This is a genomic window from Pseudoduganella dura, from assembly GCF_009727155.1.
GTDB classification, from domain to species: domain Bacteria; phylum Pseudomonadota; class Gammaproteobacteria; order Burkholderiales; family Burkholderiaceae_D; genus Rugamonas; species Rugamonas dura.
Window position 1 is genome coordinate 2,543,141 of the sequence record NZ_WNWM01000002.1, and the last position, 14,657, is coordinate 2,557,797.

The following is a 14,657-nucleotide window of genomic DNA, read 5'->3' on the forward strand; positions in this document are numbered from 1 at the left end:
TGGTTGCCGATCGTTGTTGCCGGTTGCCGAAACGGCGGCGGAAAAGAAAATCGCCGGCACATGGCCGGCGATCGGGGGGCGAAATCGTCGCCGGCAGGCGCCGGCGATCCTTTGCATCGGGCAGCAGCCCCGGTCAGCCTTCGCTGTCGCCTTCGGGCTTGCTCTTCGGCTTGCGCGGCAGCCTGCTGCGCGAAGGAGTGCGCTGCTTCTTGACGGGCTGCGGTGCCTCGTCGGCTTCCGGCGCGGCCGGCTCCGCCGGCGCAACCTCTTCCCGGGCGACCGGTTCCGGCGCCGGAGCGGGCTCCTCTTCCGGTTCCGGAGCGGGCACGGCTTCGGCGCTGGCCGCGGCCGCTTTCGCCGCCTTGCTGGTGCGCGCAGGCTTCTTGGCCGTCGCCTGCTTGCGTGCCGGCGTGCGGGTGCGCTTGGCCGGCGCGGCTTCCGCCGGCTCTTCCGCTGGTGCTTCGGCCACCGCTTCGGCTTCCGGCGCGGCGTCGGCTTCGGTTTCGGTTTCGGCATGCAGCGCGGCCAGCGCCTGGGCCGCCTGCTGGGCGGCAGAAGCGGCCGAAGCCGCCTCGGCGGCCCGTGCACGGCGCGTTTCCTTCACTTCGCGGGCCATTTCTTCCAGCGCGCGCTCGGCCGATGCCAGCTCGCTGGCGTAATCGGCGGCGGCGGTTTCGAGCGCCACGGCCACTTCGTCCGCATCGAGTTCGGCGCCGTCGGCGATTTCCTCGCCCAGGTCTTCCGCCAGGTCCTCGCTCACCTCGTCGGCCACGTCATCAGGCACCTCGTCAGCCACGTCGTCGCTGGTTTCATCGCCGGCTTCGTCGTTCGCTTCGCTGCGCGTGCCCCACGGTCCGGCTGGTGCCGCGGCTTCCACCGCTTCCACCGCTTCCGGTGCGCCGGGACGGCGATTGCGCCCGCCGCGGTTGCCACGGCCGCGGCGCCCTTCGCGCGCGCCCTGGGCTTCCGCTTCGGGTGCCGGCGTTGCCGCTTCGCCCGTCGCCACATCGGCATCCGCCAGATCGACGGTTGCCGGGATCGCCGCGGTGCTGCTGCGGTACACGTAGGCGCCGGATTTCTCGTCGCGGCCGAATTCGAGCAGGCCGCGCGCCTTCATTTCCTCCAGCAGGTTGCCGAACGTGCGGAAGCCGTAATAGGCTTCGTTGAAGTCCGGCTTGCGGCGCTTGATTGCTTCCTTGAGCACCGATGCCCAGATCTTGCCGCTGTCGCCCCGTTCGGCGATCAGCGCGTCGAACGTTTCGTAGGCGATGTCCAGCGCCTCGGCGCGGCGCTTCTCCGATTCGTCGCGCTTGCGCTTTTCCTCTTCCGGCGAGCGTTTCGGCTGCTGCACGTCGCGCACGTCGCGGCGCTGGCGCCGGCTCTCGCGCACCAGGTCGTCGTAGAAGATGAATTCGTCGCAGTTCGCCACCAGCAGGTCGGACGTGGAATCCTTGACGCCCACGCCGATCACCTTCTTGTTGTTTTCGCGCAGCTTGGAGACCAGCGGCGAAAAGTCGGAGTCGCCGGAAATGATGACGAAAGTGTTGACATGGGCCTTCGTGTAGCACAGGTCCAGAGCGTCCACGACCATGCGGATGTCGGCCGAATTCTTGCCGGAGATGCGCACGTGGGGGATTTCGATCAGCTCGAAGTTCGCCTCGTGCATCGGCGCCTTGAACGCCTTGTAGCGATCCCAGTCGCAGTAAGCCTTCTTGACCACGATGCTACCCTTGAGTAGCAGGCGTTCCAGCACGGGCTTGATATCGAATTTTTCGTAGTTCGCGTCGCGCACGCCGAGCGCCACGTTCTCGAAGTCGCAGAACAGCGCCATGCTGACATTATCGTTGGAAGCCATGAGTCTCTAGGGTAGAAGTGAAGCCGCTGATTATACAGCCAGCCTTGCGGGCAGCCACGCGCGCCTTGTATCCGGCTATCCGCGCCGCTGAGGTATGCTCGCCATTTCGCCAGCCAGGAGGATTCGATGCGCTTGTTCCACCCCATGTTCGCCGCTGCCGTTACTACTACCGTTGCCACCGTGGCCCTGGCTGCCCCCGCCCGGGCGCAGCTGCCCGATGCCGCCGCGTTCACCCGGCAGGTGAACGCCTTCGTCGACGGCTGGCACGACGATGCGGCCCACACGCGCCCCGCGTATTTCGACAAGATCGCCCCGAACGGCGTCTATATCGGCACCGACAGGAGCGAAGTCTGGACGCGCGACCAGTTCAGGGCGTGGGCAAAACCGTATTTCGACGCGAAGAAGGCGTGGAGCTTCACGGCGCAGAAGCGCAACGTGTATTTTTCGTCCGACCGGCGCTACGTGTGGTTCGACGAACAGCTGAGCACCCGGATGGGCACCTGCCAGGCCAGCGGCGTGCTGCGCAATACCGGTAACGGGTTTTTGATCGAGCATTACCAGCTGTCGCTGGCGGTGCCCAACGCGCTTGTGGACGGGTTCGCCAAGGCAATCGCGGAGTTTGAAGCGAAGGACAAGGCGAAGGACAAGGCGAAGGACAAGGCGGCGGACAAGTAGCGGCTAGAGGTACAGCACCACATCCCGCTCGAACGTTTCCCGGCAGAATTGCGTGCCGGGTTGCCACAGTGCGGCCAGGTAGGGCCTGGCCAGGTCCAGCCGTGTCGAGACGGCGGCGCTGTCGCCGAAACGCCGCCGGTTGGCCGCCTGCAGCTCGACGATGCGCTGGTCCTGGCGTGCCACCCTGGCCAGCAACGGCTGGACGAACAGGCGCAAGGCCCAGCGTGGCGCCCGGCGGCCGGCCACCGCCACGTTGGCGAATACATGAGTTTCATCGGGCGCGGCCGGCGTGAAATGCAGCGTGATATCCACCGCGCTGCCGTTCCGGTAGCGATACTCCAGGCGGGCTGACGCCGCGCCGGCGAACACGGCGCACTCGGAAACGCGCGGCGATTCGAACAGGCGGTACAGCCAGCCGCTCTGCTCCTCCTGGCCCCGATAATCGATGCGAAAGCCCTCGTCCGTCGTTCGCACCGCGGCGGCAACGGGCCGGCGCCGGCCGTCGCGCCGCACCAGGCCGGGATGCACCGCGTGGGTATGCAGCGGGTCGAGGAAGTTTTCGAGCGCATCGAGCACCGGCGCCTTCCAGCAAGCCTGCCATTGCAGCGAACTGCCTCCGGCCAGGCCCGCGATCATCGAGGCGGGAGGCGTATCGGCGAGCGCGGGCCGCGCCGGGTCGGCGCCGGCCGGCGCCGCCAGCCGCACCCAGACCAGGCCATCGTGCTCCTGGCACGCGACCGTCCTGGCGCTCACGGCCGGAGCGGCCGTGTCCGGCGCCAGCCCCGGCACCGCGGTGCACCGGCCATCGCCGCCGAAGGTCCAGCCGTGGTACGGGCATTGCAGGCCCTGCGCGGTGATGCGGCCGCACGACAGCGGCACCTGCCGGTGCGGGCAACGATCCTCGAAGGCGAAAACGCCGCCGGCCGGCATGCGCCCGACCACCAGCGGCACTCCCAGCACGGTCACCGCAAGCGGCCGCGCGCGCAGGCGGTCCGAGCGTGCCGCCACGAACCAGTGGCGCCGGATCGCGACCGGCCAGTCCATCACAGCTCCAGCCTGCGCATCATCGGCACGCCGATCCCCTCGGCCATGCCACGCAAGGCACGCAAAGCCGCCCGCCGCGGCGCAGGGAGGTGCCGGCTCAGCACCGCGCTGTATTCCAGCGCGGGGCGCCCGCCCCGCAGGCGCTTGAACCGCGCCGCGCCGGCGCTCAGGTTGACCTGCAACCCGTCGCGCCGTGCCGTGTCGAGCACATGCGCCATCAGCAGCCGGTACAGGCCCAGCGCCTGCGGCAACGCGGTATCGTAGCCGACGATCGGCGCGGTGATCGTGCCGCCCTGGCGGAACGTGCCGACCACCGCCTGCAGCACGCCGCCATCGCACAGGCCCCAGAAATCCAGCAGGCCAGCCGCGTGCCAGCGTTCCATGAACGCGGCCGTGTAATGCGGGTTCAGGCGCGAATACTTGTCCAGGTACAGGCAGCCGTACAGGGCCTCGGCGCGGGCGAAATCGGCCGGCCCGAAATCCGCCGATACCCTGGCGGCCAGCGGCGTGCCGCCCAGCAGCTTCAGGTCGCGCCGCAGGTTGGCGTGCCTGGCGCGCGGCAGGTCGTCGAACAGGTAGACCTGCCGGCTGGGCAGCAGGTCGAAGCCCAGGCCGCGCAAGGCGGCGATCCAGGCGCCGTCGTGCCGCGCATTGAGCGAGCGGAACCAGATCGCATGCCCGGGCCAGCGCCGCAGCGCTTCGTCGACGATGCCGGCCAGCGCATCCGCGTCCCGCGCGGGCTCGAAGGCCGGGTACAGGTTCGTGCTCAGCATCCAGTTGTTGATGGCCACCGCCTGGTCGGCCCGGGCCAGCGACAGCACGCCCCGATAGCCCCGGCACAGCGCCTGCAGCGGCCACGCGAACGGCGGCGGCACCGTGCGGCCGATCTCCTCGATGACGTAGCTGCCGTAGGTCGCCACCGGAGAGCAGACCCAGGCGTTATCCGGCTCGGCATGATTGATCGTGCACGGAAACGTCAACCCGCCATGCCGCAGCAGGGTGGGTTCCGTCGCCAGGTTGCGCACGAACGGCGGCGTGGGCCGGCCGGCATGGATGCGGCCGAAACGCTCCGCGCGGTCGTTGAAACCGGCGCCGGATGCCGGGCTCACGCCCATGCGAGATCCTCGCCGTCCCATTCGATATCGCTGGTGGCCGCTTCGCGCAGCGTGCAGCGCTGCCGCCATGCGGTGCGGGCGAACCAGGCCATGTCGAGCAGGGCGCCCGCCGCCGGCGCGCGATCGCCCGGCGCGGTGATCACATCGCGGGCGCCCCGCGCGTCGCGAAGCCATTGCCCTGCCCTGCCGCCTGCCAGCGCCTGCGCGAAGCCGGCCGAAACCATCACCGGCGCCAGCATGCGCGCCTGCGCGCCTTGCGGCGTCACGCACGCCGGATGGGTACCGTCGAGCGCGGCCGGCACGGCATCCTGTTCCGAAAACAGGTGCAGGCCGCTGGTGGCGCGCGGATTACATTCGAGCACGCGCGGGTGCCCGTCGCCGGTATCGATCCAGTCGAACGAGATCTGCCCGGTGAAATCGAGCCTGGCCACCAGGGCGGCGACGAACTGCCGGATCGGCTCGCAGGCATGGGGCGCGAAGTAATAGCTGGAACTGCGGTGCAGGCGGTGCACCGGCCGGTACAGCGCATGCGCGGTCAGGCGGCCCCGCGTGGCGACGCTGTAAGAACACAGTTCGGTGCCCTCGCAGTATGCCTGCGCCACCCAGGCGCCGAGCGCCGGCAGCGGCGCGGCCGTGGCGGGCATTCCCCGCGGATGCAGCCGCACGTGCACGCCGAAGCGCGAAAACTCCGGTTTCAATACCAGCGGCCGGCCAGCCGCCCAGTCGCGCGCCTGTTCCACGCTGTCGACCAGCGCCGTGGCCGGCGCATGGCTGCCCGCCAGCCGGGCGAATTCCCATTTGCTGTGCAGCAGCCGCAGCTTGTCGAAGTCGTCGGCCACGATGCGGCACCCGGCCGGCAACGCCGAACGGTAGCGCGACAGGAAGAACACCTCTTCGCAGGTGGGCACCACCATGTCGATGCGCTCGCGCGCGATGGCGGCGTTCAGCCCGGCGACGAACGCCGCCGGCGCATGGCGCGGCGGCGCCAGCCGCACCGTGGCCGCCACCGCGCGCGACCAGCCGGCCAGGCGGCACGACACGCTGTCGGCCACCACCACGCGCCAGCCTTGCGCGGCGAAGCGCCGGGCATGGTCGAGCGCGACGGGGGCGCGGCCGCCGAGGATGAGCACACTACGCATGGGAAGGCTCCGCCGTGACAAAATCGGCCAGCACGGGGCGCACCGCGCACAGGATGCGGCGGCGCTTGATGTGTTCCGCCGTGTCGGCGAACGGCATCGGTCGGCACACCGGCGCGGTCAATCCCTGCCGCCCCGCCGCCAGCTGCAATGCCTGCACGATCCCGTCGAACGATGCCCCGTCGTCGCCGGCAACGCCGATGCGCAGCGCGGCGCCATGCTGTTCGATGCGGTAGTCCGGCAATGCCCGCGGCGCGATGGAGATCGCGTGGCGGATCATGTCCGGATACAGCGCCGACAGTTCGCCGCCGTCCGCGGCCGGCAGCCACAGGATATCGTCGCAGCGCCCTTCCACCGCGTCCAGCGCCAGCGCGGCGCTGCCGCAAGGGCACGGCGTGGCACGCACGCGCAGCGTGTCGTTCAGGCGGTAGCGGATGAAGTGCTGGGTGGTGCGCGTGAAATCCGTCACGATGGGCACGAAGCGTGTGCGCCCGGCATCGAGCCACTCCGGCTCGACATGCACGAATTCCTCGTTCAGGTGCAGCGTGCCGTGCTCGCACGTATGGCCCAGGAAGCCTTCGGTGCACTGGTACAGCTGGTGCACCGGGCCGCCGAATGCCCGTTCGATGCGCTGCCGGTCATCCGGCTCCAGCACCTCGGCCACGGCGATGACCTTGCGCGGCGCAAGCTGCAACCGCCCTTCCAGCGCCAGCGCGGCGATCCTGCCGAGGATGCGCGCCGGCGCCACGAGGATATCGGGCGCCTGGGCCTGCAGCGCGGCCAGGTGCGCGTCGAGCCCGCCCAGCAGGTCGTAGAAGCGGAAATCGATGCGGCGGCTCGCCAGCGTGCCATACAGGTTGCTGTTGGCGCGCATGAAGAATGCCACCCGGAGCGGCTGCCGGCCCCACAGCAACCGGCGCAGCAGGTCGCCCGTCAGCACCCGCGCCAGCATGATGCCGGCCCAGCGCAGCTGCTCGCGGCGCGCCACCATGAACACGCCCCGCGGCCCCTGCGTGCCGCTCGACAGGCCGACGGTCACGCCCTTGATCAGCGGCCGGAAATCGCGCGAGGCTTCGGCGGCCAGCGCGGTGGCGGTGGCTTCGTCGAGGCCGATGCCCACGTTGTTCAGGGCCGCGAAGTTGGCCAGCATGGCCGGCTTGTCCATCACCGGCAATTGCGGCAGCGCGGCGCCGATGTGATCGCGGTAGTACGGCAGTTGCGGCAGGCGCCGGCGCAGGAAGGCATCGACCCGCTTTTGCTGCCACGCCAGCAGCGCTTCGCGCGAACGGAAGCGCAAGGCCCGCGTGCGCAGGAAATAAAACACCACGATGGCCAGTTCAGCGAGTCTCGTCATAGTCTTTCCACGTTTGGGCGCAATGCGAAGGGATCAGCCAGGGGGCACCGCTGCCGGCATCCATCCGCCGCAGGCGCCGGAAGGTTTCTTCATACCGGTCGCTGCGGTCGAAGATGCGGCGTGCCAGCCAGCCCGGCCCGCGATCCGCGCGCAGCGCCGCCAGGCCCCAGCAGGCATCCGCGCTCATGAACACCAGCCGATCGCATTCTTTGCGGAAGACGATGCCGATCTGGCCGCGGCTATGCCCCGGCAACGGCACCGCCAGCACGCTGCCGTCGCCGAACAGGTCGAAGCCGTGCTCGAACGGCGCCAGTTCCGGCGGCAGGGCCACTTGCGCGGCATCGTCGGCATAGGCCACGCGCTGGCGGAAATCGGCCGGCAGCAGCGCCGGCAGCGTGCCGTGCACGAGGTTGCCGAACCGCGAGCGCGCATCCATCGCCTGCACTTCGGCGCGCATGGCGATCAGGCGCGCGGCGGGAAAGTCGCGCACGCCGGCGATGTGGTCGCCGTGCAGGTGCGACATCACCACATGCGTGATGTCGCCGGGCGCGATGCCGAGGCGCTGCAGCTGCGCGGCGAGCACTTCCTCGCGCGGCAACGTGAACGGCGTGGTCCAGCGGTACAGGCGTTCTGGGAACGGCTGCGTGGCATCCTGGAAATGGCTGCTGTAGCCGGTATCGAACAGGATCCAGCCGCGCTGTGGATGGCGCAGCAGGCCGCACAGCGCCGGGAACATGACCGACGCCCACCGGCCGCCGCGCTGGGCCACGCATTCCGGGTGCGTGCAATGGCCCGCCTTCATCAGCCGGAACTCAACTCTCGGCATCGTCATGCGCCCTGCCCTTTCCACCATGCGGCTGTGCGGGCGATGCCTTCGTCGAGGCTTACGGCGGGCGCGTAGCCGAGGCCGTCGCGGGCATTCTTCAAGTCGAGCGTTTGCGAGAACGCGATGGTGCCCAGCGAATAGCGCGTGACCGGCGGTTCCCAGCCGGGCGCCAGCCGCGCGCCCAGTTCCAGCGCGCGCACGGCCAGGTCGGCCAGCCAGTATGGCCGGTGCACCGTGTCGACCGGCACGCCGAACCCGGCGGCGATGCGTTCGAACAGCGCCGCCACGGCGATCGGCTCGCCGTTGCTGATGTTGTACACGCGCGTCCGCGCGGCGGCGGGCACCCGCAGGGACAGCAGCACCGCATCGACCGCGTTGTCCACGTACGTCATGTCGAGCAGCGCCCGGCCGCCGCGCAGCAGCGGCACGCGGCCATGCCGCATCAGTCGCAACAGGCGCGGCAGCAACGCCGCATCCCACGGGCCGAAGATGGCGCGCGGGCGCAGCACCACGCCGTGCGGCAACGCCGCGGCCTGCACGAGCCGTTCCGCTTCGCGCTTGCTGCGGGCATATTCGTTGACGGGCGGCGGCAGCGGCGCATCCTCGGCGATGCCGATGCGGTCGCGGTAGTCGAAGTAGATGCTGGGCGTGGAGACATGCACGAGGCGCGAAATGCGGTGCGCGGCGCACGCCGCCAGCACTTCCGCGGTGGAGGCGACATTCCCCTTCCGGAACGCCGCTTTCGTGCCCCACGGCGACGCCAGCGCGGCGCAGTGGACGATGGCATCGGCGCCCTCGGCCGCATCGCGCAGGCAGTCTTCCGCACCGGCGGTGCCATGGTCGATGCCGATGTAGCGCACGCGCTCATGCGCCTGCGGAACCGCCGCCAGCACCTGCGCCGCGGCGGCGCCATTGCGGCCGGTGAACACCACTTCGGCCTGCGTGGACGCCAGGCGCCAGACGAGGTGGCGGCCGAGGAAGCCGGTGCCGCCGGTAACGAGGATTTTCATCGGAGGCTTGATGGGTTGTTCAACATGTCAGTCAAATACGTCGCTCAATAGGTCAAGACCATGCCGCCCATCGTCAGCCCGGCGCCGGTCCCGATCAGCATCAGCTGCTCGCCGCGCCGCACGCGGCCTTCGGAGAGCGCCAGGTGCAATGCCGTGGGCAGCGATGCCGACACCTGGTTGCCGTACCGCGCGAAGATGTCCACCAGCCGGCCGTCCGGGATGCCCAGGCGCTTGGCCAGATGATCGAGCGCCAGCTGGCTGGCCTGGTGCGGCACTACGGCGGCGATGCGGTCCATGGCCGTTCCGGCCTGGTCCAGCAGGCGGCGGGCGAAATCGGGCAATTCCGCGGCGACGAGCCGGAACACGGATTTACCCTCCATCCGGAACAGCGACAGCGGCTCGATCGGCCCGGCGACCCGGCGCGGATGGAACCGCGACCCGCCCGCGGGAATGCGGCAGTGATTTACGCCGGCGGACAGGGTGACCATGCTGGAGCTGAGCAGCGCCCCCGTCTCGCCGGGCAGCGCCTTGCGGATGACGACCGCCGCCGCGCCGTCGCCGAAGATGCCGCCCTCCTTCAGCCGGGTCCAGTCGAGGCCGAAGGTGGCGATGTCGGCGGATACCAGCATCACGTGGCGGTAGCGCCCCGCCTCCACCAGGTAACTCATCACATCCAGGCCGGCCAGAAACGACAGGCAACTGGCGCCGATGTCGAACGTGGCGGTGCGCCGGTGATCGAGCCCCAGCTCGGCGTGGACCAGCGCCGCGTTGTAGGGCAGCGCCTGGTCCATGGTGGCCGAGGCGGCGACCAGGCAATCGATATCCTCCCAGCGCAGCCCGGCATCGGCCAGCGCCGCTTCGCAGGCCCGGGCTGCCAGTTGCGCGGCCGTTTCGGTGGTGGACAGGAAGCGGCGCTCCACGCCCGTCTGCCGGAACGTGGTGCCGGTGCGCAGCCCCAGCTCGCGATCGAGCTCGGCGCTGCTCACCTGCCGCGCCGGCACGGCCATGCCGCTGCCGACGATTCGTGTGGTCCTGGAGTTCACCTGCTGTTACCTCATCGATGCTGTGCCGGGTGGCACGATGGCGTCCATGATAGGCACCTGATGATGCAAAGCAATAAGTTTCTCGTTTGTGGCACGTTGGTGCAACAGAGTATCGGATTTCGATACCTTGGATGGCGATCTGTTGCAACATTGGACGCGCATGTGCTGTTGCGACTGAAGGCTTCCGGAATCGTTCCTGACTTGCCACAATAGCCAGCGTGCCGGATGTATTCTTCGTCGTCAAAGGTTCAGGGCACCTGGCGTAGCCGCTGCCAGAGGGTTGAAGAGGTTCGAGCTTTAGTCGGCCCAGGGCAGCGCGTGCAGGAACGTTTCCCGCTCCGCTCGATCATAGAGAGCGAATTTCGCGATGTGCGCATGCGTTTGTTCTTTTATCCAGTCGTCAAACTCGTCATCCCCATTCGTTGAGCCCGAGGCGCGCACGTTGTTCCTCATCTCCTCAATCTTTTGCTCCGTAAAATAGGTCGACAATGCGCCACGTGGAGCAGTTTTCGACCACAGTTTCGCCGAGAGGTTGGCTGTATTAATTTCAACGACCAACGCTGAAAAATCCTCGCGCAACAGGGACTGTAAAGTCTTGAGTTTTCGACTATTGCTGCGGCTGAACGAATCGCGATGCATCACGTTGTAGTGGGGCTTGAAATAATTGATGAGCGCTGCTTCAGCCAGAAGGATGCGTTCCTTGCGGTTGAACGTTTGCCGCCCTGTTTTCAACAAATGCGCCTGTTCTTCCTGCGAAGTGGCACTTGGCTCGACCCAAGAGGCACCGGCGGAAGAAAGTATGTTCTTGGAATTACCGTATTGAAATCCCAAGAGCAGGATTTCGTTTTGCCCACCTTGATCGGCGGACTCCGCAAGGATTCTCTGGAGCGTTGTGTGCCTGCTCAGTCGGTCAACCGACAGGCTATTTCCGAGTTTGCCAAAAGTTTGCCCGACATACAAAACCTCCAGGCGGGTTCGATCCCCGAGCTTGTGCTTGCTATGTGGAATCAGGGCGCAGCTGGGTACCAGCACTCGCTGCCCTCGTTCATCGAGCAATTCGACAGCATGGCCAAACGGATCGGCGGGCCTTGCGTCCACAAGCTTCATTGGGAGCCCGTCCGGGCCGGTCATTCCTGTGTCGGGATAAAATTTTTCGGACTCCCACTCATGACAGCTGTCGCCATAGACAAGGAACTCTCCATGGATTCCATCCTGCTTCAACTTGATCGAGTGGGGATCCACCGCAATGCGCCTGCGTCGGCACACAAGATATATGTTGGTTCCTTCAAGCGCTGCCCGAAAATGTGGGTGAGTACCAAAGCGATAAATGTCCGAAGGTCTGAACTGGGCAGGACCAGCGGAAAAAAGATTCAGGCCGGCCTCTGCCAGGTATTTGCGCTTGATATCAGCGCCGGCCTCGATATGCGGGTTGATTCCAGGGTTGCATGGCTTATCCATTGTGCTCCCAGTCGCGTTGTTCCTGCAGGTCTGTTACTTCACTTGGGCAGCGCCGTCAGCATTTCCGCCAGCGCCTTCTGCGAATGGTCGTTCAGCTTGCGCGCCATCTTCAGGTGCAGCGTGGCCAGCCGGTCCGCCGCCTGCGCTTCGAGGATCACCGGCTGCACCATGCGGTTCGCGGCCTCGTGGAACTGCCGTTCGGTGGCATCGAGCTGCGCCGTCAGTTCCTGGCGCGCCGTCTCCAGCTGCTGCCGGAACGCCTTTTCGAACATCTCGCGCTGGTGGCCGATTTCATTGTTCTTTCGTTCCGCCGGATTCATCATCCATTTGAAGACGCCGGCCACCAGCAGCGCGCCGCCGACGATGGGCGCCACCGGCGCGATCACCGGCATGACCACGGCCGCACCGAGGAAATAGGCCGCCGCGCCGGTGCCGATGGCCGCCGCACCGCCCGCCTTCAGCGTGATGTTGGTGGCATCCTCGGCGCCATTCTTGAACCGCGTGCCCCAGCGCAGCGCAGGCGCCGCGCCCGCCAGCTCGGTGTGATGCAGCCGCTTCAGGATCGTGCTGCGCGACAGGACCATGTCTTCCTGGAACATGCGCAGATCCTCGTGGATCAGCCGAAGCGATTTCTCGCGCCGGGAAATGATCCGGTTCACCCGGCGCTCGAGTTCCTTGCCGAACGTGGAGCTGGCGATGCTTTCCCAGACCACCCCGCGCTTCCACTCGTCCGTGTTGAGGCGATCGACGACTTCCTTTTCGAACGCATTGCCGGCGTCGTGGATATATTCTTCCAGATCCTCGTCGAAGGTTTCGCGTTCGAACGCGATGCGCGCGTCGGCGATGGCCAGGCGCTGGCCGACCTGCTTTTGCAGTTCATCGGCCGAGTCGAGGAAGCCGACGGCCGTGTCGCGGTTGTTTTCAAAGTCCGCGATACGCTCGTTGAACGCGGCGATATCCTGGCTGACGCGCGCGCATGCCGCGCTCATGAGTTGGGCCAGTTCCGCCTTGTCCAGCGTTCCCTGTTCGAATTCGAGTACGGCAGCGGCGAGGCGCACGTCACCGGTGGCGCGAACGCACAGGTCGGCGAGGTCGGCATATTTGCGGCCCTTCAGCATGCGCACCGAACCCAGGCTTACCTTGTTCCAGAGGGTTTGCTCGTCTGCAGGGAAGGCTTCCAGCTCGCCCGGGCGGAGTTGATGGCGCAATGCGTCGGCAAAATTCTTGGCCATTTCCCGGCTGCGGGTGCCCTGGATGGACAGCAGGCCATTGGCCGCTTCGAACGCCGCTGCCGCGGTTGCCTGCTCGATGCCGGCGGATGCGGTGTGGAGGTCGGCGAAGGCTTCTTTCCAGGGGAGCGGGTGTTCGACGTATTCCAGCAGGACCACCCGGGCCAGGGCGGAATCGTTCAGCAGCGAGGCTACATCGTTCAGTGCGTTGAAGTCCGCGACGTTGAGGATGCCGTCGGAGCTGGCGATGGCGGCTACTGCCCTTAGATACGCTGTGGGGAAGGTGGTGTCGGTGGAAACGTAGTGCCCCAGCTCGCGGTGTTGCCCGGGGGGTTGCTGGGCGAAGTTCGAGAAGTTTGCTGGTGGGGTAGTTGGCATTGGCTTCCTCAGATAGGTGCGGGCTTGCAGCACGATGTGACCGGCATTCTACTGCGGCAATGCATTGCGACCGGCGTTCGATTCGCCTGCCTCGCGATCGAAAAAGCGGATGCTGCGAACACGAGACAGCAATCGAATGCCGTTTTGCAACAGCGTGAAATGCAATGCATCGGTCCGACGAAGATTAAGATGCTCGACAAGCAGCTCGCCACTGAAACAACCGCATCTATACTCTGTACCGAAAAACCCTGGCATCAGGTGCGCGCGCGAATATGCGAACAATCATGGGTAGTCGGCCTATCACATTCAGCAGCGTTCTTACCGAAGAAAAAACCCTGGTTCCATATGGAAGCCAGGGTTTTCTAGTGTTCATCGAAATCCACCAGATTCCGACCAAATCCTTACACGTTAAACAAGAAATTCAACACATCCCCATCCTTGACAACGTATTCCTTCCCCTCAGCCCGCATCTTCCCCGCCTCCTTCGCGCCAGCCTCACCCTTGTAGGTGATGAAGTCATCGAAAGCAATCGTCTGCGCCCGAATGAACCCGCGCTCGAAGTCCGTGTGAATCACACCAGCCGCCTGCGGCCCGGTATCCCCCACATGAATCGTCCACGCGCGCACTTCCTTCACGCCAGCGGTGAAGTACGTCTGCAGCCCCAGCAGCTTGAAGCCGGCGCGGATCAAACGATCCAGGCCCGGCTCGTCCATGCCCATGTCGGCCAGGAACTCGGCCTTGTCCGCATCTTCCAGGTCGGCGATTTCCGCTTCGATCGCGGCGCAGATGGCCACGATCGGCGCGTTCTGCTCGGCCGCGTAGGCGGTCAGCTGGTCCAGCAGCGGGTTGTCCTTGAAGCCGGTGTCGGAGACATTGGCCACGTACATCGCCGGCTTGGCCGTGATCAGGCACAGCGGCTTGATGATGTCCATCTCGTCGGCCGACAGGCCCAGCGCGCGCACCGGCTTCGCTTCGTTCAGCGCCGGCAGCACGCGTTCCAGCAGTGCCACCAGCTTGGCCGCATCCTTGTCGCCGGAGCGGGCTTTCTTGTTTTCGCGGTGGATGGCTTTTTCCACCGTGCCCATGTCCGCCAGCGCCAGCTCGGTCTGGATCACGGCGATGTCGTCCAGCGGGCTGACCTTGCCGGCCACGTGGATCACGTTTTCATCTTCGAAGCAGCGCACCACGTTGACGATGGCGTCCGTTTCGCGGATGTGGGCCAGGAACTGGTTGCCCAGGCCTTCGCCCTGCGATGCACCGGCCACCAGGCCGGCGATGTCGACGAATTCGACGATGGCATTGACGATGCGCTCGGGCTTGACGATCGCGGCCAGCTGGTTCAGGCGCGGGTCCGGCACCTCGACCACGCCCACGTTCGGCTCGATCGTGCAGAACGGGTAGTTCTCGGCGGGGATGCCGGCCTTGGTCAGCGCGTTGAAGAGGGTGGACTTGCCGACGTTTGGCAGGCCGACGATGCCGCATTTGAGACTCATGGAATTCCTTGTGAAATGTGTAATGCCGTCGCCGGCAGTGC

The 14,657-nt window shown here is 66.7% G+C and carries 13 protein-coding genes; 2 read left to right on the plus strand and 11 right to left on the minus strand.

Going from position 1 to position 14,657, the window contains the following annotated elements:
- Positions 1-133: 133 nt before the first annotated feature.
- Positions 134-1,855, minus strand: coding sequence for an NYN domain-containing protein (locus GJV26_RS11175; RefSeq protein WP_229419266.1), 1,722 nt, complete (start codon positions 1,853-1,855; stop codon positions 134-136).
- A gap of 126 nt (positions 1,856-1,981) precedes the next feature.
- Between GJV26_RS11175 and GJV26_RS11180 the strand changes: the two genes are divergently transcribed.
- Positions 1,982-2,530, plus strand: a complete 549-nt coding sequence (locus GJV26_RS11180) for a nuclear transport factor 2 family protein (RefSeq protein ID WP_229419267.1) — start codon at positions 1,982-1,984, stop codon at positions 2,528-2,530.
- Between the two features lie 3 nt (positions 2,531-2,533).
- Here GJV26_RS11180 and GJV26_RS11185 read toward each other — a convergent pair whose 3' ends face one another.
- The 9 genes from GJV26_RS11185 to GJV26_RS11225 all read right to left on the minus strand — a co-directional run bounded on the left by GJV26_RS11185 (position 2,534) and on the right by GJV26_RS11225 (position 13,123).
- On the minus strand, positions 2,534-3,574 hold the full coding sequence (locus tag GJV26_RS11185; RefSeq protein WP_155708887.1) for a Rieske 2Fe-2S domain-containing protein: 1,041 nt from the start codon (positions 3,572-3,574) through the stop codon (positions 2,534-2,536).
- On the minus strand, positions 3,574-4,689 hold the full coding sequence (locus GJV26_RS11190) for a GNAT family N-acetyltransferase (RefSeq protein ID WP_173346183.1): 1,116 nt from the start codon (positions 4,687-4,689) through the stop codon (positions 3,574-3,576). The genes GJV26_RS11185 and GJV26_RS11190 overlap by 1 nt, the downstream gene beginning before the upstream one ends.
- Positions 4,680-5,828 (minus strand): ATP-grasp domain-containing protein, encoded by a 1,149-nt coding sequence (locus tag GJV26_RS11195; RefSeq protein ID WP_155708889.1) that lies wholly within the window; start codon positions 5,826-5,828, stop codon positions 4,680-4,682. The genes GJV26_RS11190 and GJV26_RS11195 overlap by 10 nt, the downstream gene beginning before the upstream one ends.
- Positions 5,821-7,179 (minus strand): F390 synthetase-related protein, encoded by a 1,359-nt coding sequence (locus tag GJV26_RS11200; RefSeq protein ID WP_155708890.1) that lies wholly within the window; start codon positions 7,177-7,179, stop codon positions 5,821-5,823. Before GJV26_RS11200 ends, GJV26_RS11195 begins: the two co-directional genes overlap by 8 nt.
- Complete coding sequence (locus GJV26_RS11205; RefSeq protein ID WP_173346184.1) at positions 7,163-8,011, minus strand: MBL fold metallo-hydrolase; 849 nt, start codon at positions 8,009-8,011, stop codon at positions 7,163-7,165. The genes GJV26_RS11200 and GJV26_RS11205 overlap by 17 nt, the downstream gene beginning before the upstream one ends.
- Positions 8,008-9,015, minus strand: a complete 1,008-nt coding sequence (locus GJV26_RS11210; protein ID WP_155708892.1) for an NAD-dependent epimerase/dehydratase family protein — start codon at positions 9,013-9,015, stop codon at positions 8,008-8,010. The genes GJV26_RS11205 and GJV26_RS11210 overlap by 4 nt, the downstream gene beginning before the upstream one ends.
- 44 nt (positions 9,016-9,059) lie before the next feature.
- Complete coding sequence (locus GJV26_RS11215; protein ID WP_229427921.1) at positions 9,060-10,058, minus strand: 3-oxoacyl-[acyl-carrier-protein] synthase III C-terminal domain-containing protein; 999 nt, start codon at positions 10,056-10,058, stop codon at positions 9,060-9,062.
- A gap of 297 nt (positions 10,059-10,355) precedes the next feature.
- Positions 10,356-11,516: a hypothetical protein gene (locus GJV26_RS11220; protein ID WP_155708893.1), complete on the minus strand. Its 1,161-nt coding sequence runs from the start codon at positions 11,514-11,516 to the stop codon at positions 10,356-10,358.
- Positions 11,517-11,554: 38 nt separating this feature from the next.
- Positions 11,555-13,123, minus strand: coding sequence for a hypothetical protein (locus GJV26_RS11225; protein WP_155708894.1), 1,569 nt, complete (start codon positions 13,121-13,123; stop codon positions 11,555-11,557).
- A gap of 24 nt (positions 13,124-13,147) precedes the next feature.
- Here GJV26_RS11225 and GJV26_RS11230 point away from each other — a divergent pair, with 24 nt between their 5' ends.
- Complete coding sequence (locus GJV26_RS11230) at positions 13,148-13,489, plus strand: hypothetical protein (protein ID WP_155708895.1); 342 nt, start codon at positions 13,148-13,150, stop codon at positions 13,487-13,489.
- Positions 13,490-13,524: 35 nt separating this feature from the next.
- Here GJV26_RS11230 and ychF read toward each other — a convergent pair whose 3' ends face one another.
- The gene (ychF, locus tag GJV26_RS11235) at positions 13,525-14,616 is read right to left on the minus strand and encodes a redox-regulated ATPase YchF (RefSeq protein WP_155708896.1); all 1,092 of its coding nucleotides are present in this window, start codon (positions 14,614-14,616) and stop codon (positions 13,525-13,527) included.
- Positions 14,617-14,657: the final 41 nt, after the last annotated feature.